The following is a 20,421-nucleotide window of genomic DNA, read 5'->3' as shown; positions in this document are numbered from 1 at the left end:
ATGTTGGTTTTTCGATGCAACGGTTTCCGGTATCATCGAATCGCGGAACGACCACTTTACAAACTCCCGATGTCGCCTCAAACCACGTGATTGCGCGAATGGCCCGATTAAAGCTGATTCTTGTTGTTTCGTTCCTGCTTCTGCTGGTGATTATCGCCTATCTGAACCGCGGCAAGGTGGCCCTGAATCTGCTGTTTTCCGAGTTTGAAGTCCCCGTCACGATCCTGATCGTCGTCACGGCGCTGATCGGATTTGCGGTGGGAGTCGTGTTTGGGTCGAGAATTCCGCGAAAGTTGAAAGTGACCGGCGTGCCGGGCGATTCCAAAGCGTCGGATAAAACGAAGCGGTAACGCACGCCCAGCGACCCGTCGATGGGGCGGCGAATCATCGCGGTTATGCGTCGGCGGGGCGAACGACGTAGCAGCAACTAGGGACCCAGCGCCGCGTTGATCGCTGAACCAACTGGTATTTGCAATCGTCGATGACTTGCAAAACGACGTCGTCGGGGACAAACAGATTCTGCACGCCAAACACGACGCGGCCGTGAGGCGACAGAAACGCGGGTGCCTGGTTCAAGAACTCGCGAAGTACCTGGGTCCCGTCGTGGCCGCCGTCCCAAACCTGGTCGCCGTCAACTCCCAGACGCTTGGTCAATTGAAGGTCTTGCCCTTGCTGCGACGGAACGTAGGGGACGTTAAAGAAGATCACATCGTATCGACTCTCGGAATCGACACCCGAAAAGAGGTCGCTGACGACAAACCGCGTCGGAACATCATTTGCGTCAGCCACCCGCTGCGATGATTCCACTCGCGTTGTCGAGCAATCGGCGCCATGCAGTTCGACGTGACATTGTTTGGCGACCGACAGTCCGACCAATGCCGCTTGCCCGATCCCCATCTCGAAAACGGCGGTGTCATCGGGAGTGAGCGTGTCGCAAACCGCTTGCCGCAGCGCCACGGTCGTCGGATCGAAACTGACATCGACTTCGGCGGGAACCTTGACGCCAAACAACTGCTTGATCAGCCAATGGTTCGAACGAACCATCGCCAGGATCGGATGGGTGACTTCGTAAACCATTGACTTCAAATCCATCGATCACCCTTCGCGAACGCTACATCCCCAGATGGGGACTAGAAACAGCTGATGATAGTCGGTTCACGCCAGCTAAACAGCACAGGACCGATGTCGACACACTCACCACCTCATCTCAACCCTCACAACACCACGTGTTTCTAGGCTGCCGTCGTCTCCCATCCGGTGGAATAGAAAGGTGGAATCGATCGGCTGCGAGGTACCAAACGGACATCGCTTGCCCGTCGCGTGAGGCATGAAATTAAATCATGTTAAGAAACTGCCCTGTGGTCCATCATTGCGGGTCGTTGTTTATGCACCACAAGGACTGGAGTGAGCCGTTTCGGATTGATTGCCAGTCAACAATTTTTCAAATTTCCACGACCATCCTTCTCGACAATGTTGCTCCCGAAGGCGCAGAGAGGACGTGTATGCGGTGGAAACTCCCGCAGGAACATCGCCGCTGCCGCACCGCGACGGTTAACCGGTTCTTCACCAAACAGAAGCTTTCTCATCACAGTCACTATGTAGCTTGCGGTTGCTTTATGAAGTCGTGCCCATCGAGATGAGGCACACGCGCGTCGGCCGCTGTTGCCACGCAGACTTCGATTCATTTGATACAAAACCGGAGCATCCCCCTGTGTGCTGTTTACAACAGACTTCAACCCTCTCAGTTCGTTCGAACCGTCGTGGTTTCACGCTGGTCGAACTGTTGGTCGTGATCGCGATCATCGGAATTCTTGTCGGCTTGCTGCTGCCAGCGGTTCAAGCGGCGCGCGAAGCGGCAAGACGAATGCAGTGCCAAAACAACATGAAGCAACTCGGGCTGGCGTTGCACAACCACATGGACACCTACGGCTCGTTGCCTCCAGGACACGTCAACTTCGACACAACCGACAATCGTTTTAAGACCGGCGGTTGGCAGCACGGACAAGAGCAACTGGGCTGGCACTGGCTAGCGCTCGTCCTACCCTACATGGAACAACCCGGTCTTTGGGAACAAGTGAAGGTATGTGACAAAGCGATGGTGAGCACGTCCAACCCTTGCGATCACTGCGAAGCCATGAGCACCAACTCCAACTTCGGACGTGAGCAACTGCCTGCGTTCTCCCGCTGTCCATCGGCCGTCACCCTTTCGAAGCAATTCAGCGATGGCGGTTACGGACTCGAAGCGCTCGGCAAAGGGAGCAATTACGCAGCCAGCTGGGGTTCGGGAAACATGCTTTCTTGGGAATCCTCCAGCACCCGCGGTGCGTTTGGGACGGTCTACCTGTCTCCCAACAAGGTCTATTCGGCCAGTGGCACGTCGAACAAGTTTCAACATTCCAAGGGAATGGGCAGCCGCGACTTTATTGATGGGATGAGCAACACCGTTGCACTGAGCGAGATCATCGGCAGCGACGGGCTGACGGGAACGTCCAGCCCCGACATTCGCGGCGTCTGGATGTCTCCAGCAATGGGGGCAACCATCTTCTCCGCCTTCCTGAATCCCAACTCGCGTGAGCGGGATGTGATCGCAGCGTGCGACGAAGCGATTCCAGACACCAAGTTCCCGTTGTTGGCGTGCACCGAAGAACGCGACACCGAAAACGTTTACGCTGCGGCAAGAAGCTACCACGCTGGCGGCGTCAACACGGCGATGGCCGATGGATCGGTTCGCTTCTTCTCCGAAACGGTTGACAACGTCGCCGTCTGGCGTCCGTTGAACACCGCTCAGAACGGCGAAGTGATCAGCGAATAGAAGATCGCCCAAATACGATCAGCCCACGATAAGCTCGCCTTTCTCAACTGAAGAGAGGCGAGCTTTTCTCGTTTTGATCGCAGGCCGTTCCGGTACATCCACCGGCTCCACCCTCGCGCCGCGGCCTCGACGCGTTAACACTTACTCAAGCCCTGGGAGCGGCTATTTGTAAGCCTTCAGCGGTTCGGACTGGCTCAGCGAACCGGCGATGTCGAGGAATTCGATCTTTCCCGATTTGACATCGTACAACGCTCCGACCAGCTTTACGTTTCCGGCGTTCACTGCGTCGCGGATCACCGAACTGCGGCTCAAGATCTCCTCGCCCGTCCGCCGAACGTTCTGCTTGGCGACCTCATCGACAAACGTCTCCAAGGCTTCCTCGTCCATCTGATCCAGCGTGCTCGCATCGATCCCGCTGACGCTTGGCGCGATCTCATCGACGATCGCCTGCAGGTGTTGGCAACCGGTCACCGACATCGCGTCTTGACCATTGGCAACCAATTTGACCGCTGCGGTAACCGCACCGCAGCGAGTGTGGCCGAGGACCGCAACCAACTTCACTCCCGCCACGCCAACGGCATATTCGAGGCTACCGAGCGACTTGGTACCGACGATATTTCCCGCCACGCGGACGCTGAAAATGTCGCCCACGCCGAGATCGAAGACAAGTTCGGTGGGAACCCGCGAATCGATACAGGACAAAATCGCCGCCAACGGGTTCTGTCCCGCCGAGGTTGCATTGACCTGTCGCCCGAGATCGCGATTCAACCGCGTGCCATCGACAAAGCGACGATTCCCTTCGCGGAGAATTTCGATCACTTGATCCGAAGCAACTTGGTCTCGCAATTCGCGACTGGAATAATCGGCGAACTGGACCTCGTCCTGCAGTTGATACTTCGCTCGGAATCCCTTCAAACTGACCGTGATCCCGCGCGCCGGCCCCACGTTCTCTTTGAAGTCGCGGATCAAACTGAGCACATCCGGATCGATGTAATCCGATTCCGTTGCGTCGATCAATAAGTCGCTTCCACGCTTTGATTCGTTCAAGACCCGTTCGATCGCCGCTCGGTTCAAGAAGCTGACTTGGTTTGCCAATTCGATATGCGTTACATCGCCGGCCAGATGCGTTTCAACAATCCGGCGAATCGGTCTACGGAGATTGCTGTTCAAAATAAACAGCACGCTGACCGCCAAGCCGATCAAGATTCCGATCAACAGATCGGTAAACACGATCGCAACCACGGTGATGATAAACGGCAAGAATTGGTAGCGTCCCTCGTCCCACATCTGCTTGAACAGTTTGGGGCTTGCCAATTTGAAACCGGTCACCAACAGAATCGCAGCCAATGCCGACAGCGGAATCATGTTCATGTATCGCGGCAAGATGGCGACGCTCAACAGCAGCAACACGCCGTGGAAGATGGCTGAGAGTTTTGTCTTGGCCCCAGCGCCAACATTCACCGAACCGCGGACGACGACCGATGTGACCGGCAGACCACCGATCAGACCACAGACGAGGTTGCCGCAGCCTTGCGCGATCAATTCGCGGCTGGGAGGCGAATTCCGTTTTTCGGTATCCAGTTTATCGACAGCTTCCAGGTTCAGAAGCGTTTCCAACGAGGCCACCACGGCGATCGTGATCGCCGCAACGTAGACCGCCGGGTTCACAGCTTGGGTAAAGTCGGGCAACCGCAAGAAACCGAAGAACTCCGAAATACTTCCGGCAGTCGGAATCTGAACCAGATGGCTCGCGGTGATCGACCACTGGTCTCCCATCCCCTGGAACCACATGCTCAAACCAACGCCCAGAAAGACTACAATCAGCGGGGCGGGAACCAGTGAGTTTTTCAGCTTGGGGATCCGATCCCAAACGATCAACAATGCAACCGACAGCAAACCGATAACCATCGCGCCGACGTGGATGTCGCCAGCGACAATCGTCAACAGTTCGGAGAAGGTGTTCTCTTGATCGGGCTGCTGGAACGACATCTCTCCTTCGGGATCGGTGTCGTGACCAAAGACGTGAGGAATCTGTTTCAGGATCAGGATGATACCGATCGCAACCAACAGACCCTTAATGACGCTGGAGGGGAAAAACGCGGACAGCGCGCCCCCTTTGGCGATACCAAATCCAATTTGGATCACGCCGGCGATCGCAACCGCCAATAGAAAAGCTTCGAACGAGCCGAGGACCGCGATCTGAGCGGCAACAATCGCTGTCAAACCGGCGGCCGGTCCGCTGACGCTGGTGTGGGAACCGCTGATCGCGGCGACGACAATACCCCCCACGATGCCCGCGAGCAGACCTGAAAACAGATCGGCTCCCGAAGCCAACGCGATGCCCAAGCAAAGGGGCAACGCGACGAGGAAGACAACCAAACCCGCGACCATGTCGCGGGCGATCGTGGTGGGGGAAAACAAAGAGGTGTTCTGGGGCATCGATGTACCGTGACTGTAAAGGAATCTTGACGCAAGTCACAACGAATCTTCGACGAAACGGCAACGGTGCCACAAACGCAGCCCAACCTTGGGATCAACGAAGAACGCAGCAACTCCAATGGAAATAAAACGCCAAAACCTGGCCGGGATCATTGTCCGCCGACGGTCGTTCGACACGAATGTCGATCGGGTTTATGGAGTTTGGAGTCGTCTAAATGGATTCGGCTAGCACCGCATCGGCGCAAGTAATCCGTTGGCGATTCGATGACCATCGACGGGCAACGGTAGCGCAATCACACGCGAAGTGAAGCGTGCGATGTAATCGAATTGGGCGTGTATCGACATTCGGTCAAATGACCGATTGGCACGCTCGCGACGCTGTGAAGAGCAAACGACGCGTTCTTCGACTTCTTCGGTTTCCGTTTGACGTTCGTTGCCAAGCAGCGAACGCGAAGCCGACGATGTGATGCCCAGGCTCGGAAGCGCAAGCAACACCAGCATGATGCATGGCATCAAGCGGATGATTCGTGGGATTCGGAAACCGTTGAGCATGGAAAGCAGTTACTGGGGCAGCTGAGCTTTGTTGCACTGAACGGCACAACGTATGCTTATTTATCTTAGCGGGCCGTCACACCCTGGCAAGAACGATTCTACGCGACCGCAGCCCAAAGGTTCGATATTTCTGTCGGCAATCGAACGACAAAACACGAGTCTTTCCCTCGGTATTCCGCCTTCCTGCGTTGTCGAATTGGAGTGCAATCGGAGCTTGAAGTAAATGAAATTCATGAAGATTTCATCCCCAGGAAAAACTAGGTTTTTCACCAGCTAGCCTCACTCCTTTGGTTGCGTGACGCCATATTTTGCTCCGATGGGAGCCCAAGTCCGCTAGCAATCGACGCTGCCCGGCGAGGTTTGCGTTCCATCGCAAAGTTCGTTGCAGATCCGTTAGGTGTGGGTTACTGGTGGTCGGTCGTCGATTAAACTGCAGGTCGCTTTCCGCTGAAATGCAAGCAGGGTGAAGTGGGGTGGCAGTCAACAATGCTCCACCATGTTTGCTTGTTCCTTCCGTTTCTTCATTAGCCCATCAGGATTCATGAACGATCAACCCGCCCCACCGGATCGACGCAACTTCTTTCAGCACGCAATGCTTGGCACCGCGGGAGCGGGGTTGGCCCTCGCGTCGAGCTCGCATGTCACCGTTGCTTCCGAACCGAAGGAACAATCGACACGCGATCCGGTGATTGCCAACCGTGTCGATGTCCTTGTCGTTGGGGGTGGAACCGCCGGAACGATCGCAGCGATTCAAGCGGGCCGCGCCGGTGCGAAGACGATGTTGGTCGAACGGGGTAGCCAACTGGGCGGAACGATGACAACCGGCGGCGTCGCGTTTCCGGGACTGTTCGACGCTTGGGGTAAACAGGTGATCGCGGGGATCGGTTGGGAATTGGTCCGCGAGAGCGTCGAACTCGACGGGGGGGAACTGCCCAATTTTGCCAAAGTGCCGCAGCGTCATTGGCAGAACCAGGTCTACACCAATCAATTCCTGTACGCGATTCTCGCCGAAGAGAAGTGCCACAAGGCGGGCGTTGAGTTGGCGTATTACGAGTTTCCTCAGGCCGCCACCCGAGTCGCCGATGGCTGGCAAGTCGATTGTGTTGGCTTCGGCACCCAACGCCGGATCCTCTGCAAACAGATCATCGATTGTACCGGCGGCGCCGAGGTTGTCGGCATGCTCGGATTCGACCGCCTGCGTGAAGAGGTGCGGCAGCCCGGTTCGATGCTCTTCAAAATCGGCGAAGAACATCAACCCGGACGCGAACAAGTCCATCGCCTGTACGTCCACGGAGCCGATTCGAGCAACTCGCGGACCGTCACCCAAGCGAACCTAACGGGCCGCCGATCGGTCCTCGCCAAGGTCCGTGCCGAGAAGAAACGGCTGATGCAACTGCAGCCCGAAACGGGGTTCCGCGAGAGCTATCGGATCGTTGGCGAAACAATGGTCACGGTCAACGATTACACCTCGGGGCGTCTGTTCGACGATGCGATTTCCAACGCCTTTTATCCCGTCGACCTGCACACCAAGACGGGCGTCCGACCTAAACCGCTGAAGCCCGGGACCGTGCCAACGATTCCACTGGGTGCTCTGATTCCGAAGGGAAGCCGCGATTTGATCGTTGCCGGGCGTTGTCTGTGCAGCGACCAATTGGCCAACTCGGGCCTGCGCGTCCAGGCCTCTTGCATGGGGATGGGGCAAGCCGCGGGCGTCGCTGCGTCGCTGGCCGCTCAAACCGGAACGACGCCGATGGAGGTTCCGTTGGCCGAAATCCACAAAGTGCTGCGCGAGCACGGTGCCATCATCCCCGGCAAGGCCTAACCGCGATGCGCCGTAGCTTTGTCTCGTTGTTGACCGCGATGACCTTCGTGGTGATTGCGGTGACCGGTGTGCTGGCGTTTGTGCAGCCTTTCTCCGTAACGATCGTGGGGCTTCACGCGCTGATGGGTTTCCTGTTCATCGGCGTTGTCGGATTTCATTTGGCTAACAACATTCGGCCGCTGAAACGCTACCTGCGCAGCAAGTGGCTGTGGATCAACCTAGCCGTCACCGCAGCCCTGACCACTGCGATCGCGATGCAACCGCAACCGGTGCGAACGCTCCTCGGGCTCAGCGGAAACCTGGGGCCGGCACTGGACCGGTTCGAGCTTCACGACGAGGGGCTGACCTACCAATACACTCCCGCGCCGCACTACAAGCTGACGCTGACGGTTCGGATGGGCGATGCGTTTAATCCAGCCGATCCGCCCGAGTTTGCGATCTGGATCGAAAACTCGTCGTTCTACCACATCAAAACGCTCCACCGGCCCGAGGCCGCCGACAACGAAGCCTCGCTGCCGTACTGGTCCTTCAAAGTGAAGGAATATGAAAAGGCAAAGCTTGCCGCCGCTGCAGGGGTCGACGTCGACGCGGTCTCCGGGGCGACGAAAAACAGTTCCTTTGATCCGGCCGATTACATGCTGCCGGTCGATCCGGAAGAACCGATGCCCTATCGGATCCTTGTCGAGATCAACCAACGGGGTGATGCCAGTGAATCGGTCGACGACCAGCCTTCGCTGATCTACAGCGTCGAAGTCGACAACTCCGATCCACACGCCTTCCAATTGCTCGACCTCATCGGTTACCCGCAGCGTGAAGAGGACGAACAACCAACGCAATGGGCGATCTATTACGTCGACCAACGGTTCGATTCCGCGCTGGAACTAATCGACAGCGCCCTGCTAACGATCGATCGCGATAAGCCCTCGGACTGATCGGAGAATCAGCCTCCTACCGAGACATCTTTGCCGAATCGAGCGGCCAACCGGGCAGCTTGCCACACGACTGAAGCGCCAGCACCGCCAAGGCAGTTCCGGTGTTGGAGATCAGGTTTCCCGCATCGTTGACCGGCGAACGCGTGAACCACTTGCCGCTCTCGCGTTGGTTCGTCAACAACCACTGAATTCCTCGCTGCAATCGCGGATCGTCGGCGGGAACGCCCAACTCGCGGCTGATCACGATCACGAGGCCGGTGCCATAAGAATCGCTCGTCTCGGTATCCAACGGCGGCGCATCGGGGTGCAGCAAGTCCTTCCAATCGGTCAAGAAACCGGAGGTCGACCAACCTCCGTCGGGCAATTGATTGCCCATCAATTGCTCCAGCGTGGTCGCTCGCACTTCGTCGCTGACGATGCCGTCGATCCGCACCGAACACCAAGCCAACATGGCGCGGTGATGCAACGATTTCGGCGGGCTGTTTTCGAAGTAGCCGCGCAGCTTTTCCAACCCGGCCTGCGCCTGTTCGGTCTGTGCGTATCCGTCCGGCGCGATGCCGATCGCTAGCGCCGCGACCGTCGCGCCGTAGTGGTCGTCGATCTCCATGGGAGCGTAATCGCAATCGGGCCAAGCCCAGCCGCCATCTTCGCGCTGCACGGTCCACAAGATATCCAACACGTCGCGCGCGACCGGACTCAGAGTGCCCGTCGTCTGCAGATCGTTAAACGTTAGCCCCGCCGCGACGACGATCGGCCAGAAGCCGTTGTTCACGTTGGGCCCCTTCTCCTTCCAGCGAACCGTGCGGTACTCCTCGAAAAACTGACGCACTTCGCCCGAATCTTCCTGCACCGACGCAAGCGCTGGCCGCGCAAACATGTAGGGCATGTTGGTGTGGCAGGTCACGCAGTTCTTTTCCTTCTGCCAAGTCAACGCGGCGCGGTCCATATAGATCGCCGCTTGTTTTGCAGAGAACTCCGCCGCCATCGGCTCATCCGCCGTGATCGGTTCACGCTCTTCCGGAACCGATTCGAGCGTGACCACGTCTTGAGCCATCGCGAGGTGGCACCAACCACCGACGAATATCCCAATCGCGACGTAGCCCAACCGTTGCAAATGTTGGCGAACAAGCATTCTGAATTCCCTGTGGCATGGTAAGGAGGTGGGATGTGAAGGCGGGGGGGGAAGCTCAATTCTAATTCTGTGGGATCGGCTTGTCTGCAGACTTAGGTGCTTAAGTAGGGCATCTCTCCCACGCGAGCGTCCAACCTTCATCGTCCCAACCGATTGCTGAACGTTTCCGTTGGCAAACGTTCGCTTCCCGAGAGGAACGTGCCGATCGGGCGTCTTGCTGTCTTTCCATTCCATTCGCGTCGGATCTCGCTCCAAACGAGGGTTGGGGAAGACTACCATGGTGGCAAATTTAAAAATTGTTTTCATTTTTTCGCGTGAATTGGACGGTTTCGGAAGAACTACGGATGAGGACCTAGGGGATCGCCAGTGACGAGATGCCATGAGAAAGAAGAGTTCGCACGCGTGTTTGCGCGGGTTGAGGGCAGGTTGCGGCGATACGTGCAGGCCATCGTGCCAACCCCCAGCGATGCCGACGACGTGATGCAAGAAACCGCTATTTCCTTAATGCGCAAGTTTGACCAATACGATCCAGAGCTTCCATTTTTCAACTGGGCGTGTCGTTTCGCTCAGTTTGCAGCGAAGAAGCACCACAGTCGCACGATGGCCAATCGCCGTCAATTTTCCGATGCCGCGATCGATGCGATCGCGGAAGATTACCCACATCATCAACAGCTGGCGGGCGAACGTCGAAAGGCGCTTGGTGATTGCTTGACGCATCTGAGCGATGCGGATCGTCGGCTGGTGGAACTGCGTTACTTCAGCGATGAAACCGTGGACAACTTATCTCAACGGATCGAAGAACCGGTCTCCCGGCTCTATCGATCACTCTCACGGATCCGAAAAGCATTGGCAAATTGCGTTCACAAAAAAATGGCCTCGGAGGAATTGCGATGAACTCCTCGCCAGACCCTTTCGACAACGACGAAATACGCCATCTGATCAGCGCCCTCTTCGATGGGACGATCGACGACGCCGCCTTTGAACGGTTGGATCATGCGATCGCAACGAACCCCGAGACGCGTCGGATGTATCTCGAATATCTGCAAATCCATCAAGAGCTTCCCGACCTGCTGGGGCCTACCGACGCGCCGCAGATGATTCGTGGAGCGAGCGTTTTGAATGACACGGCCGACGATTTCGTTTTCTCCCCACAAGCCTCGGTTGTGGGAGGCTGGATGACGGCGGTTATCGCTGCTGCGCTCCTGATCCCGATTTCATTGGTTGTCGGAATTTACGTCGGCAGGTCGTCATCAAAACCGGATGCCAGCACTGCCGCCGCGAATCCGATCGCGGTCGCCAGTGAAGCGCGTTTTGTAAGCCTTGCCCATGCAAGATTCTTCGGAGAATTGCCGCCGCAAATTGGCGCATCCCCCACGTTGAACCGCGACTATCTACTGATTCAAGGGATGGTCGAGCTTGGATTTCCCAGCGGAGCCACCGCGGTCATTCAAGGGCCTGCTTCATTCCGCGTAGAAGGGAACGAGCTTCTTGCGCTCGACATCGGACAATGTAGTGTTCATGCTCCTGCGGGGGCCGAAGGTTTTAAGGTGGAAACGCCTCGTTTGAGCATCGTCGATCGCGGGACGCGGTTTTCTGTGAATGTCTCGCAAGCGAGTGAAACCGACGTGCAGGTGGTGGAAGGGGCGGCAGACGTTTACGAAAAATCGGATTCGAAACGCGCCCCCAGCCTCGCGCTTTCGTCGCCGCTGCGGTTGGAAGAAAAGCAGGCGATGCGTTTTGCGTCGTCCGAGTTCGAGGATTCCGCCGCGGTCCCTTTCGATCGCAAACGTTATCAGTATGGACTTCCAGATCGCGTGGTCTCCTACCAGGCAACAACCTCCGACACCGAGCGCGCCCGTGCGCTCACTTCCGTGACGGTTCAGCGCGGACAACAGATCGAAACGATTCCGGTCGACCAATTGATCCCTTCCCGACTGACCTGGTTTCATGCCTTGCCCAACCACGGATACTTGGCAGGCGAACCGGTCCTGCCCGGGGAGCGCGCGAGCTTCGCTTCGGATCGCTTTTTGCATACCGGAGTGATCAACATTGGCGGCAACAAGGAACCGCTGACCTCAGATCCAATCATGACGATCGACCCGCAGGAGGATGATTTCGGAACTCCCGGAATGGCAATCCAGTTTGATCGCCCGGTACGCAACGGTCCCGGTCCCGATGTCGTTCTGTTCGAGTTGCAATTGCTGATGAACCCGTTGGAAGGGGACGCATTTCATGTCAGCCCGCTGAAATTCGAGCAGGGCTTGCATTCCCACACGATCTCCTCGTTCGACTTAACGATGGAGTCTCCCGAATCGCTCGTTTTGGATAAGATCCACTTGTTCAAATTCAAGCAGGTTCCACGTTCTTTGGAACAATTGGAAACGTTTCCATGCACGTCACTTTTTCAGGGTTTTAAAACGCAGGCCATCGCTGTCGGGATCGATTTGTCCGACTTGGGGTATCCCCTGGGCGCGACGGTCGAAGGACTGTTTTTTCAAGACGATCTCGCAGACGAATATTATCTCGACCCCGTCTTCATTGCCGGACTGCCCGAGAAGATCCCATCCCAGGCAACCGCAAATTCTGGGCACGCTGACTCGGTGTCGGCTGTTGATGTCGGGGATTTCGTCGGTACGAAATCCAGTCCGTCGGAAAGCCGACCTGTTGCCGATGCCATCGACGAAAATGCCCCCTGAAAATACAAACGCATGCATCGCCAAACGGCAACCGATGCGGATCGCTTGACGCGGCAGCGCTCCTAGCTTTCTACCCGAAGGCGAGCTGTTGGCTTCGCTTTGGCACCTCCCTTTCCACGCAACAAATTATGTCATTTTTGAGACTCACCACGATGAACTCCATCGCTCATTTCTTGTCTGCCCTTTCGATTTCGGCAACCGTGGGAACCGTCATGCCAGCGTTGGCTGTTGCAGATGAAGATCCGATTGCCTTTTGGGAATTCGGTCCGGAAGAAGCGACACCGCTGCGGCCGGTGGGCGGCATCCATCGCGACGTTCCCGGGCCTCGACCTCCCGTGTTTCCCGATTTTTCGATCAACAATTCGGCGGTCAACTTCGATGGCAAGGGGGCTCGCTTCGTCTTTGACGACCCCGGCGACGAGAGCCCGTTCGACTTCGACAACGGCGATGAGATCACGCTCGAATCGTGGATCAATATTCGTGATCTCAATGAAGGGGACAACACCTACATCATTGGAAAAGGACGGACGGGAAGGGCTGGCTTCTCGCGCGACAACCAGAACTGGGCGTTGCGAATTCGCGGGCTGCAAGGTGAGGCGCGAGTCAGCTTTCTGTTTGCCACCGTCCCGTCGGAGCCGCAGGAGCGGAATTGGCATCGCTACACAAGTCTTCAAGGCTTTCGCCCGCGAACGGGCTGGCATCACATTGCCGTCGCCTACCGCTTTGGCGACCCCAAAACAATGCAAACGTGGATCGATGGAGTGAAGGTCCCGGGCGCCTGGGATGTTGGCGGCCCAACCTCCAGAACGCCTGCGATCGACAACGATCAAATTTGGATAGGATCCGCACTGGGGGGCGCGCCGCAAAACAGCTTCCGTGGAGGCCTCGATTCGGTCGCGATCCACCGCGTGATGCTCGATGAAAAGACCTTGCAAACGCGGTTCCGTCGTGTCGGCGAAGCGCCGGCGGGAGAATCGATCTCGACGAAGATGCCCGAGCTGGGCGCGTTGGAATCCAACAAGGTGACCGTCACTTTTCACGAAGGTCTTCCCACTCACGATCGCTGGCTATATCCCGAGGAATCGCTACCGCCCAGTGCCACGGCTTGGTCGGGAAGGTCGTTTTTGCTGGATCAAATTCCGCTGAAGTACGACGACTGGGGGATTCGGGCCAGTTGGAAAGCGCCGGTCCTTGTTCGCATGGCGGCCGACGTCTCGCTTCCCCCAGGGGAACACACGATTCTGATGCGAGCTCGCGGCATGGCACGCGCGTGGATCGACGGACAATTGGTCACGACGTCGAAGCCGTTGGTCGGCGCACCGCACGGCGAAGAACCGATCACTCCCGTTTCGCCACCTCCAGCGCCGGGGCAACGTCCTGCTTGGCATCGGTGCCAGGAGACGATGGGACAGGTGGAGATTACCGATTCGAAGCCGATCCGTGTCGTGTTCGATGCCATCGCCGGTGGAAAGCGTTTTCGGCCCGAACCGGGGGAACTGACTTTGGCAGTTCGTCTCGAAGGGGACGAATTATTCTCCGTTTTGCGTCCTGTGGGATCCGTCGAATCTACATTGCAATTGACCGACACGGACGTCGAAAACGAACTGCGTCAGATTGAAGAATCGATGACCCTGTTGAATGATCGGACGCGCCGGCAAGCCGCGAGCCGACAGAACGCCTACTGGCAAAAGCGGCATCAGGCGGGCCGCGACTGGTTGGCGGCAAATCCCGCTCCATCGGTTCCGCAAACCGATCCCCCTTCGGCGAATCCTATCGATGCCTTTGTGCAGTCGCAACGTCCATCGGTCGATCCCCAAGCGGGAAGCACCTCGGAAGCCAACAGCCACGAATTCTTTTCCACTGTTCTGCCAATCTTGAAACGCGAATGCTTTCGCTGCCACGGCGAAAAAGACAAAGGGGGCCTGTCGCTTGAATCGCGAGCATTGGCCATCGAAGGGGGCTTCTCGGGAGAGCCGGCGATCAAACCAGGCGACCCACACGCGAGCGAATTGATGGTTCGGCTGCGTAGCGACGATGCGGACTTGCGGATGCCGCCGTCGGGAAAGCCCCTTTCCGAAGAGAAGATCATGGTGCTCGAGAAATGGATCACCGACGGTGCCAAGTGGCCGGACCCGCAACCGAATGCAGTCGCGATGGACGATGTGCCGCTGATCGCTGATTCGGCGTTCATTCGACGTGCTTTCCTGGATACGGTTGGGGTTGTTCCCAGCGAAAACGACGTGAAGCAATTCCTTTCGGATGCGTCACCCGATAAACGAGAAACGCTTGTCGATCGATTGCTCGACGATCCACGTTGGGCCGACAATTGGATGGGGTATTGGTTGGACATACTGGCGGAGAATCCAACCCTGATCAACGCCAGCCTCAACAGTACGGGCCCGTTTCGTTGGTATCTGTACGACTCGCTACGCGACAACAAACCGATCGATCGTATGATCTTTGAGTTGATGATGTTACGGGGGTCGGCCCACGACGGAGGAAGTGCCGGGTTCGCGCTGGCCGCTCAAAACGATTCCCCCTTCGCCGCGAAAGGGCATATCGTTGGGAGCGCGTTTCTGGGGATCGAGATGCAATGTGCCCGGTGTCACGATTCACCCTATCACTCGACAACCCAACGCGACCTCTATTCCTTGGCCGCCATGTTTGCACGCAAGCCATTGACCGTGCCCAAGTCGAGTACCGTTCCTGCCGGTTTTTTTGAGAATGGAGGGCGTGAATCGTTGATCAAAGTCACGCTGAAGCCAGGCGAAAAAGTGACGCCCACGTGGCCGTTCGCAGAGATCACCGGAGCGGCGGACGACGAGGCGCTCGGCGCGTTGATGCAGCAGCCGGACGACCCACGCGAAAAACTGGCGACATTGACGACGGCGCCCCAAAACAAACGATTTGCGCAGGTCATCGCCAATCGCGTTTGGCGTCGTTACATCGGGGCTGGCATCGTGGAACCGCCGCAAGATTGGGAGGGCAATCCACCAAGCCACCCTAAGTTGTTGGAATGGATCGGGAAGGAATTGGTCGCAAACAACTACGACATCAAGCAATTGACGCGCACGATCATGACCTCCCAGTTGTATCAACGTGAGGCGATCGGACAAAACCGAGATGCATCGCCCGAACAACGTCGATTCAACGCGCCCGATCGACGGCGTTTGACCGCCGAACAAATCGCCGACTCTTTCTTCCAAGCGACCGGCCGCGAGATGGATGTCGAACCGATGACCCTCGATCCCGATAGTCGATCTGCGTCGCAAACCCGTAATTCCTACGGCAAGCCCCGGCGTTGCTGGATGTTTGTCAGTGTTTCCAATGAACGAGATCGCCCCAGTCTCACATTGCCAAAGGCGGAGACGGTGATCGAAATGTTGACGGCATTCGGATGGACCGCCAATCGCCAAGCACCGAAGACCGATCGCGAAAGTGAACCCAACGTTTTGCAGCCCGCGGTGGTGGCGAACAGCACCCTGACGATCTCGTTGACCAAAGCAGCCCATGGGAGTCCCTTGGCCGATCTGGCGGTGGAGGCCGCGTCGCCGCAGGCGTTGCTGGATTCGCTGTTCCTACGTTTTGTCAGCCGCCGGCCGACGCCTGCGGAAGTCCAAATCTTCCTGGGGCCGTTGAGTGAGGGCTTCGCAGGACGCATCGTTCCCGAACAGGAAAGGGTTCTACCGCAGACGCCGCCACGACTGCCCCAAGTCACCTGGTGGAATCATGTTCGCAACGAAGCCAACACCATCCAACAAGAGCTCGCCGAACGCGTCTTGCAAGGACCACCTGCCGATCCACGGCTGAATACTCCATGGCGGCAGCGGTATGAGGATGTTGTCTGGAGCATCGTAAACCTGCGTGAATTCGTCTGGATCCCCTAGCGCACGGTCCCCTTGCCATCGCAATCCTTTTTCATCGACACAATGGAATATTCACAATGTCCCGATTCCCTACTTCCTCTTTCGACCGTCGTCAGTTTCTTGCCGCCGGGGTGACCGCGGCCGGGGTGACTGCAGCACCGGCAATTGCGTCATCCGCCGATTCCGCCCGCTTGAAGGGACAGGCCGAACATGTGATTTCGATCTGGCTTGGCGGAGGCATGAGTCAGATCGACACGTTCGATCCAAAGAAAAAGGGAGATCCTGCAAAGCGGACTCCCGGTTCGTATTACGATGCCATTCCGACGGCGGTCAACGAGGTCACGGTCTGTGAACATCTGCCCAAAGTGGCCGCGATCATGGATCGTGTTACTGCCGTTCGTACGATCCATCATTCCGTCATCGATGAACATGCGGCCGCGACGAATTGGATGCACGTAGGGCGGGCGGTCAGTGGAACGGTTGTTTATCCATCGCTTGGATCGATCGTCTCGCACGAGCGCGGCCCTCTCTCCGAAACAGCGCCTCCCTATGTTCTGATCGGTTATCCCAACACGTCGCGCGGCCCGGGATTTCTAGGAGCCCAGCACAGCTACCTGTATCTCACCGATACCGGGAGGGGGCCGACTGGATTGGCGCGGCATGCGACCGTTTCTCGCCAACGCCAACAACGCCGCGAGGAACTGTTAGTGCAAGCCCGTCGTGTTCAACCCGATCTCGCGGACAAAGCACTACGCGACTACGACGCCGCTGCTGAACTGGGGCTTCGACTCAGTGGGCCGGATTTCATGCGCAGCTTCCAATTGGACAGCGAACCGGCCGCGCTGCGGGAAAGTTATGGAGGCGAGTTTGGTCAACGCTGCCTGTTGGCACGACGGCTTGTTGAACGAGGAGTTCGCTTCATCGAAGTCTCCCACAATTTGAACTTTCTCAACGGAGCGGGCTGGGACGTTCACAACCGTGGCATCCTTGACCAGCACAAATTGATTCATGAACTCGACGACGCGCTCGCGACACTCCTACTCGATTTGGAAACGCAGGGTCTGTTAGACAAGACACTTGTTATGGTGAGCACCGAATTCGGGCGGCCCCCGCAATTCGATGGCGGTGGCGGGCGTGGGCATCAAGGAACGGCCTTCTCATGTGTCCTTGCAGGAGGTGGTTTGAACCACTGCGGGGCGTATGGGCAAACGGATGAGCTTTCGCAAACGATTGCATCGGATCCGGTTTCCGTTCCCGACTTCTTTGCGACCGTTCATGCAGCCGTTGGGATCGATTATGCAAAGTATCTCTACAATGGAGATCGCCCGGTTCCGATCACGGATCTCGGTCAACCAATCGCCAAGCTGTTTCGTTAATCCAACGTTGATCTTTCCATCGCCCCTGACAATCGTTCACCACCATCTCCGATTGGAATCCGTCCGTGCCAAATTCGACAACATCACATCAGATGCCTCGTTTTCAAGGGAACATCCCGCCCATTGTCACTCCGCTGGTGGAGGATGATCGCCTGGATGACGCTGGCTGTGAACGACTCTTAGAACACCTGATTGCTGGGGGTGTCGATGGTATCTTTGTGCTTGGTTCGTCGGGCGAAATCGTCAGCTTAAGTCATCAGCTTCGCGCCGACTTTGTTCGTAAAACATGTCGAATCGTCAATCGACGAGTCCCGGTATTGGTGGGCATCACCGATAACTCCGTTGTAGAAACCAGACGCCTCGCTCGCGTGGCCGCTGAAGCCGGCGCCGATGCCGTCGTCCTGACCACGCCGTTCTACTATCCCGTGAATCAACGGGAACTCAAAACCTTCGTCCACTGCGTCCTCCAAGGGACCGATCTCCCGTTGTTACTCTACAACATGCCAGCCATGACGAAACTCTGGTTTGAAGCGGAGACCGTGGCCGAACTTGCGCAGATTGAACAGATCGTTGGCGTTAAAGATAGTAGTCAAGATATCGACTATTTTCGCAAGCTGGTCGGTTTAAAGTCCGTTCGCCCCGATTGGACATTCTTGATCGGACACGAGACCCTCTTGGCCGAATCGCTCCACGCTGGCGGCACCGGCGGTGTGAATCTAGGAACCAATCTGTTTCCCCACGTCTTCGCTAAACTGATGCAAGCGCATCGGTCGGGTGACGACGCGTCGGTGCGAGACTTCCAGGCAAAGATCGACGCGCTGGCGCCAATCTATAAAATCGCAGACAGTTCTGCGCCGCTGCTGCCTCTGATTGGAATCACCAAGACTGCCTTGTCGATTATGGGGATATGCAGCGATCGGCTGGCACCGCCTCATCAAGCCTGTACACCTGAGCAGCGTCAGGAACTCGTCAAGGTGATCGAACAATTAAAGACCACTCTCGATGTGGAGGATTAACACTCACTGCACATGATGGAGGATGATTCGGCGCGGCGAATTCTCCATATATTCCTGATTTCTTCCAGGATTCCGGCGCAAATAGCTGCGGAAGGTGGGAATAGATAGCGTTAGGCAAGTTTCTCTCTTGTTTCTTTCGAAATCTCATTCATCCCAAAGGGCATTTTATGTCATTCCTCAACCGCTGCCAACGAACGGGATTCACGTTGGTCGAACTGCTTGTGGTGATCGCCATTATCGGGATTCTCGTCGGGCTCCTTCTGCCGGCGGTGCAGCAGGCTCGCGAAGCCGCCAGGCGAATGCAATGTGTCAATAATCAAAAGCAATTGGGCCTCGCATTGCACAACTATCATCATACCTTCGGGTCGTTTCCTCCCGGGATTGTAGGACGGGTGAGTTATGATCCGCCTTCGAGTGGTCCGCAGTTTGAAAAGTGCCCGCCGACCTGGATGCAAATGGTTCTGCCATTTATCGAGCAAGACAATTTATACGACGGCATGAAACAACATTTCTCCAACGGGGAGATGGCCGCCACCGCGCCAGGACGTTTCACGGTGGTCGACGCGTTGATGTGCCCCAGCGATCCGGGAGGACCCAAGATTGTTGATTCGGGATCCTCATCCCCTTGGTACGAACGTTGGGGATTCAATGGAAACTATGTCGCCTGCAGCGGATCCGATTATTTCACACCCACCTCCGATCCCAATATGATCCATCGCGACGGCATCTTTTTTGCCAAGTCGAAGATCGAATTTCGTGATGTGATTGACGGTACGTCGAACACGGCACTGATCAGCGAAATTCTGCTTGTTCCGTACGCTGGGCCCGGATCGGCAATCGATCTCCGCGGCGGGTATTACTTCGGGCGTCGCGCTCCGGTTTCGTTCAGCACTCGGGAATCCCCCAACACGATCATCGGCGATCGGTTGAGCACTTGTGTCAGCAGGCCGCGGATGCCTTGCAATGGTCAAGGCACAGACAATTCCATCATGCATGTGCGCAGCCAACATCCGGGAGGCGGCGTGATCACGCTGGCCGATGCCTCCGTTCGATTTGTCCCCGAGACCGTCGACCGCGTGCTATTTCAAGCCTACGGATCGCGCGCGAACGGCGAAGTGGCTAAACCGTTTTAGTTTTGAACGGCAACGTCTCAATCAGCTGCAACCACTCTCGTCGCGTCTCCCCACGGCGCGTTTCCCATCGGTGCGTTGTCCCGTGGGCAACGTTCACGCTTCCACGCATTCTCGAAGACAAGGACTTTCCCGATGGCATTCCTGCGTGCCTTTGCCCTTCTGATCGCACCCGTTTGTGCAAGCCTGCTGGGCTGTGGCAGACCGGATCCCCAGCTGCCGCCGACCGTCGCGGTATCGGCGATCGTGACTCTCGATGGTACGCCATTGGAAGAAGCGGAGATCACGTTCAGCCCCAGCGCGTCGGGCCCTTCATCAAACGGTCGGGTGGTTGCTGGGGAAGTCATCGACGTGATGACAAATGGCCAAAAGCCAGGCGTGACGATTGGCGAGCACGTGGTGACCATCTACGACAGGCCGGTGGAAGCGGGCGGTCGTGAATTGGTACCCGACAGCTATGGGCGTTTCGATGGCGGATTCCATGCGACGGTCAAGGAGGATGGGCCCAACGAATTCAATTTTGAACTCGCCCGCGATTAGCCATCACCCACGTTGACGGCGATGCTTACGCGATGGATCCTGAGACGGCAGAATCGACGCACCGGGGGCGCGTTCCCGAATCGTTGGATGTCCCGGTCGACTGGGATC

General features: G+C 57.1%; 15 protein-coding genes. 11 read left to right on the top strand and 4 right to left on the bottom strand.

Translation table 11 applies throughout. The features are described from left to right. The first annotated feature begins 98 nt into the window (after window positions 1–98). Complete coding sequence (locus Poly24_RS20285; protein WP_197452050.1) at window positions 99–350, top strand: LapA family protein; 252 nt, start codon at window positions 99–101, stop codon at window positions 348–350. A 43-nt stretch (window positions 351–393) separates the two neighbouring features. On the opposite strand, the gene Poly24_RS20280 is transcribed toward Poly24_RS20285, so the two are convergent. Further along, window positions 394–1,092 carry a methyltransferase gene (locus Poly24_RS20280; protein ID WP_145099827.1) on the bottom strand — a complete coding sequence of 233 codons (699 nt, stop codon included), beginning with the start codon at window positions 1,090–1,092 and terminating at the stop codon, window positions 394–396. A 544-nt stretch (window positions 1,093–1,636) separates the two neighbouring features. On the opposite strand from Poly24_RS20280, the gene Poly24_RS20275 reads away from it, so the two are divergent. Further along, a complete protein-coding gene (locus tag Poly24_RS20275; RefSeq protein WP_145099824.1) occupies window positions 1,637–2,812 on the top strand; it encodes a DUF1559 family PulG-like putative transporter in 1,176 nt (391 codons plus the stop codon). Window positions 2,813–2,974: 162 nt separating this feature from the next. On the opposite strand, the gene Poly24_RS20270 is transcribed toward Poly24_RS20275, so the two are convergent. Together Poly24_RS20270 and Poly24_RS20265 are read right to left on the bottom strand one after the other, a co-directional pair. Next, window positions 2,975–5,251, bottom strand: a complete 2,277-nt coding sequence (locus Poly24_RS20270) for a SulP family inorganic anion transporter (protein ID WP_145099820.1) — start codon at window positions 5,249–5,251, stop codon at window positions 2,975–2,977. 225 nt (window positions 5,252–5,476) lie between these two features. Then, a complete protein-coding gene (locus Poly24_RS20265) occupies window positions 5,477–5,803 on the bottom strand; it encodes a hypothetical protein (RefSeq protein WP_231753249.1) in 327 nt (108 codons plus the stop codon). 541 nt (window positions 5,804–6,344) lie between these two features. Between Poly24_RS20265 and Poly24_RS20260 the strand changes: the two genes are divergently transcribed. Both Poly24_RS20260 and Poly24_RS20255 read left to right on the top strand, forming a co-directional pair. Next, window positions 6,345–7,625 (top strand): FAD-dependent oxidoreductase, encoded by a 1,281-nt coding sequence (locus tag Poly24_RS20260; protein WP_197452049.1) that lies wholly within the window; start codon window positions 6,345–6,347, stop codon window positions 7,623–7,625. 5 nt (window positions 7,626–7,630) lie between these two features. Further along, window positions 7,631–8,557 (top strand): DUF4405 domain-containing protein, encoded by a 927-nt coding sequence (locus Poly24_RS20255; protein WP_145099816.1) that lies wholly within the window; start codon window positions 7,631–7,633, stop codon window positions 8,555–8,557. A gap of 16 nt (window positions 8,558–8,573) precedes the next feature. Here Poly24_RS20255 and Poly24_RS20250 read toward each other — a convergent pair whose 3' ends face one another. After that, window positions 8,574–9,611 (bottom strand): prenyltransferase/squalene oxidase repeat-containing protein, encoded by a 1,038-nt coding sequence (locus tag Poly24_RS20250; protein WP_145103199.1) that lies wholly within the window; start codon window positions 9,609–9,611, stop codon window positions 8,574–8,576. A 444-nt stretch (window positions 9,612–10,055) separates the two neighbouring features. Between Poly24_RS20250 and Poly24_RS20245 the strand changes: the two genes are divergently transcribed. The 7 genes from Poly24_RS20245 (at window position 10,056) to Poly24_RS20215 (ending at window position 20,313) form a co-directional block, all read left to right on the top strand. Further along, window positions 10,056–10,583: a sigma-70 family RNA polymerase sigma factor gene (locus Poly24_RS20245; RefSeq protein ID WP_145099814.1), complete on the top strand. Its 528-nt coding sequence runs from the start codon at window positions 10,056–10,058 to the stop codon at window positions 10,581–10,583. Then, window positions 10,580–12,385, top strand: coding sequence for a FecR domain-containing protein (locus tag Poly24_RS20240; protein ID WP_145099811.1), 1,806 nt, complete (start codon window positions 10,580–10,582; stop codon window positions 12,383–12,385). Before Poly24_RS20245 ends, Poly24_RS20240 begins: the two co-directional genes overlap by 4 nt. 152 nt (window positions 12,386–12,537) lie before the next feature. Further along, the gene (locus Poly24_RS20235) at window positions 12,538–16,272 is read left to right on the top strand and encodes a DUF1553 domain-containing protein (RefSeq protein WP_231753248.1); all 3,735 of its coding nucleotides are present in this window, start codon (window positions 12,538–12,540) and stop codon (window positions 16,270–16,272) included. A gap of 56 nt (window positions 16,273–16,328) precedes the next feature. Further along, a complete protein-coding gene (locus Poly24_RS20230) occupies window positions 16,329–17,627 on the top strand; it encodes a DUF1501 domain-containing protein (protein WP_145099808.1) in 1,299 nt (432 codons plus the stop codon). A 65-nt stretch (window positions 17,628–17,692) separates the two neighbouring features. After that, on the top strand, window positions 17,693–18,643 hold the full coding sequence (locus Poly24_RS20225) for a dihydrodipicolinate synthase family protein (RefSeq protein ID WP_231753247.1): 951 nt from the start codon (window positions 17,693–17,695) through the stop codon (window positions 18,641–18,643). 167 nt (window positions 18,644–18,810) lie between these two features. Beyond that, window positions 18,811–19,776 carry a DUF1559 domain-containing protein gene (locus tag Poly24_RS20220; RefSeq protein WP_145099802.1) on the top strand — a complete coding sequence of 322 codons (966 nt, stop codon included), beginning with the start codon at window positions 18,811–18,813 and terminating at the stop codon, window positions 19,774–19,776. Window positions 19,777–19,908: 132 nt separating this feature from the next. Continuing rightward, window positions 19,909–20,313 (top strand): hypothetical protein, encoded by a 405-nt coding sequence (locus Poly24_RS20215; protein ID WP_145099798.1) that lies wholly within the window; start codon window positions 19,909–19,911, stop codon window positions 20,311–20,313. Window positions 20,314–20,421 lie beyond the last annotated feature (108 nt).

Origin of the sequence: Rosistilla carotiformis, assembly GCF_007753095.1 — a bacterium.
Lineage (GTDB): Bacteria > Planctomycetota > Planctomycetia > Pirellulales > Pirellulaceae > Rosistilla > Rosistilla carotiformis.
Note: the sequence above shows the minus strand (reverse complement) of the source record. Positions and strands in the feature narration are given on the sequence as shown.

Bases quoted from the DNA above. Each gene is read 5' to 3' on its own strand.
- Poly24_RS20280 (WP_145099827.1), bottom strand. From the start codon at position 1,092: ATGGATTTGAAGTCAATGGTTTACGAAGTCACCCATCCGATCCTGGCG.
- Poly24_RS20235 (WP_231753248.1), top strand. From the start codon at position 12,538: ATGAACTCCATCGCTCATTTCTTGTCTGCCCTTTCGATTTCGGCAACC.
- Poly24_RS20285 (WP_197452050.1), top strand. From the start codon at position 99: ATGGCCCGATTAAAGCTGATTCTTGTTGTTTCGTTCCTGCTTCTGCTG.
- Poly24_RS20240 (WP_145099811.1), top strand. From the start codon at position 10,580: ATGAACTCCTCGCCAGACCCTTTCGACAACGACGAAATACGCCATCTG.
- Poly24_RS20220 (WP_145099802.1), top strand. From the start codon at position 18,811: ATGTCATTCCTCAACCGCTGCCAACGAACGGGATTCACGTTGGTCGAA.
- Poly24_RS20260 (WP_197452049.1), top strand. From the start codon at position 6,345: ATGAACGATCAACCCGCCCCACCGGATCGACGCAACTTCTTTCAGCAC.
- Poly24_RS20215 (WP_145099798.1), top strand. From the start codon at position 19,909: ATGGCATTCCTGCGTGCCTTTGCCCTTCTGATCGCACCCGTTTGTGCA.
- Poly24_RS20255 (WP_145099816.1), top strand. From the start codon at position 7,631: ATGCGCCGTAGCTTTGTCTCGTTGTTGACCGCGATGACCTTCGTGGTG.
- Poly24_RS20270 (WP_145099820.1), bottom strand. From the start codon at position 5,251: ATGCCCCAGAACACCTCTTTGTTTTCCCCCACCACGATCGCCCGCGAC.
- Poly24_RS20230 (WP_145099808.1), top strand. From the start codon at position 16,329: ATGTCCCGATTCCCTACTTCCTCTTTCGACCGTCGTCAGTTTCTTGCC.
- Poly24_RS20265 (WP_231753249.1), bottom strand. From the start codon at position 5,803: ATGCTCAACGGTTTCCGAATCCCACGAATCATCCGCTTGATGCCATGC.
- Poly24_RS20250 (WP_145103199.1), bottom strand. From the start codon at position 9,611: ATGGCTCAAGACGTGGTCACGCTCGAATCGGTTCCGGAAGAGCGTGAA.
- Poly24_RS20275 (WP_145099824.1), top strand. From the start codon at position 1,637: ATGAGGCACACGCGCGTCGGCCGCTGTTGCCACGCAGACTTCGATTCA.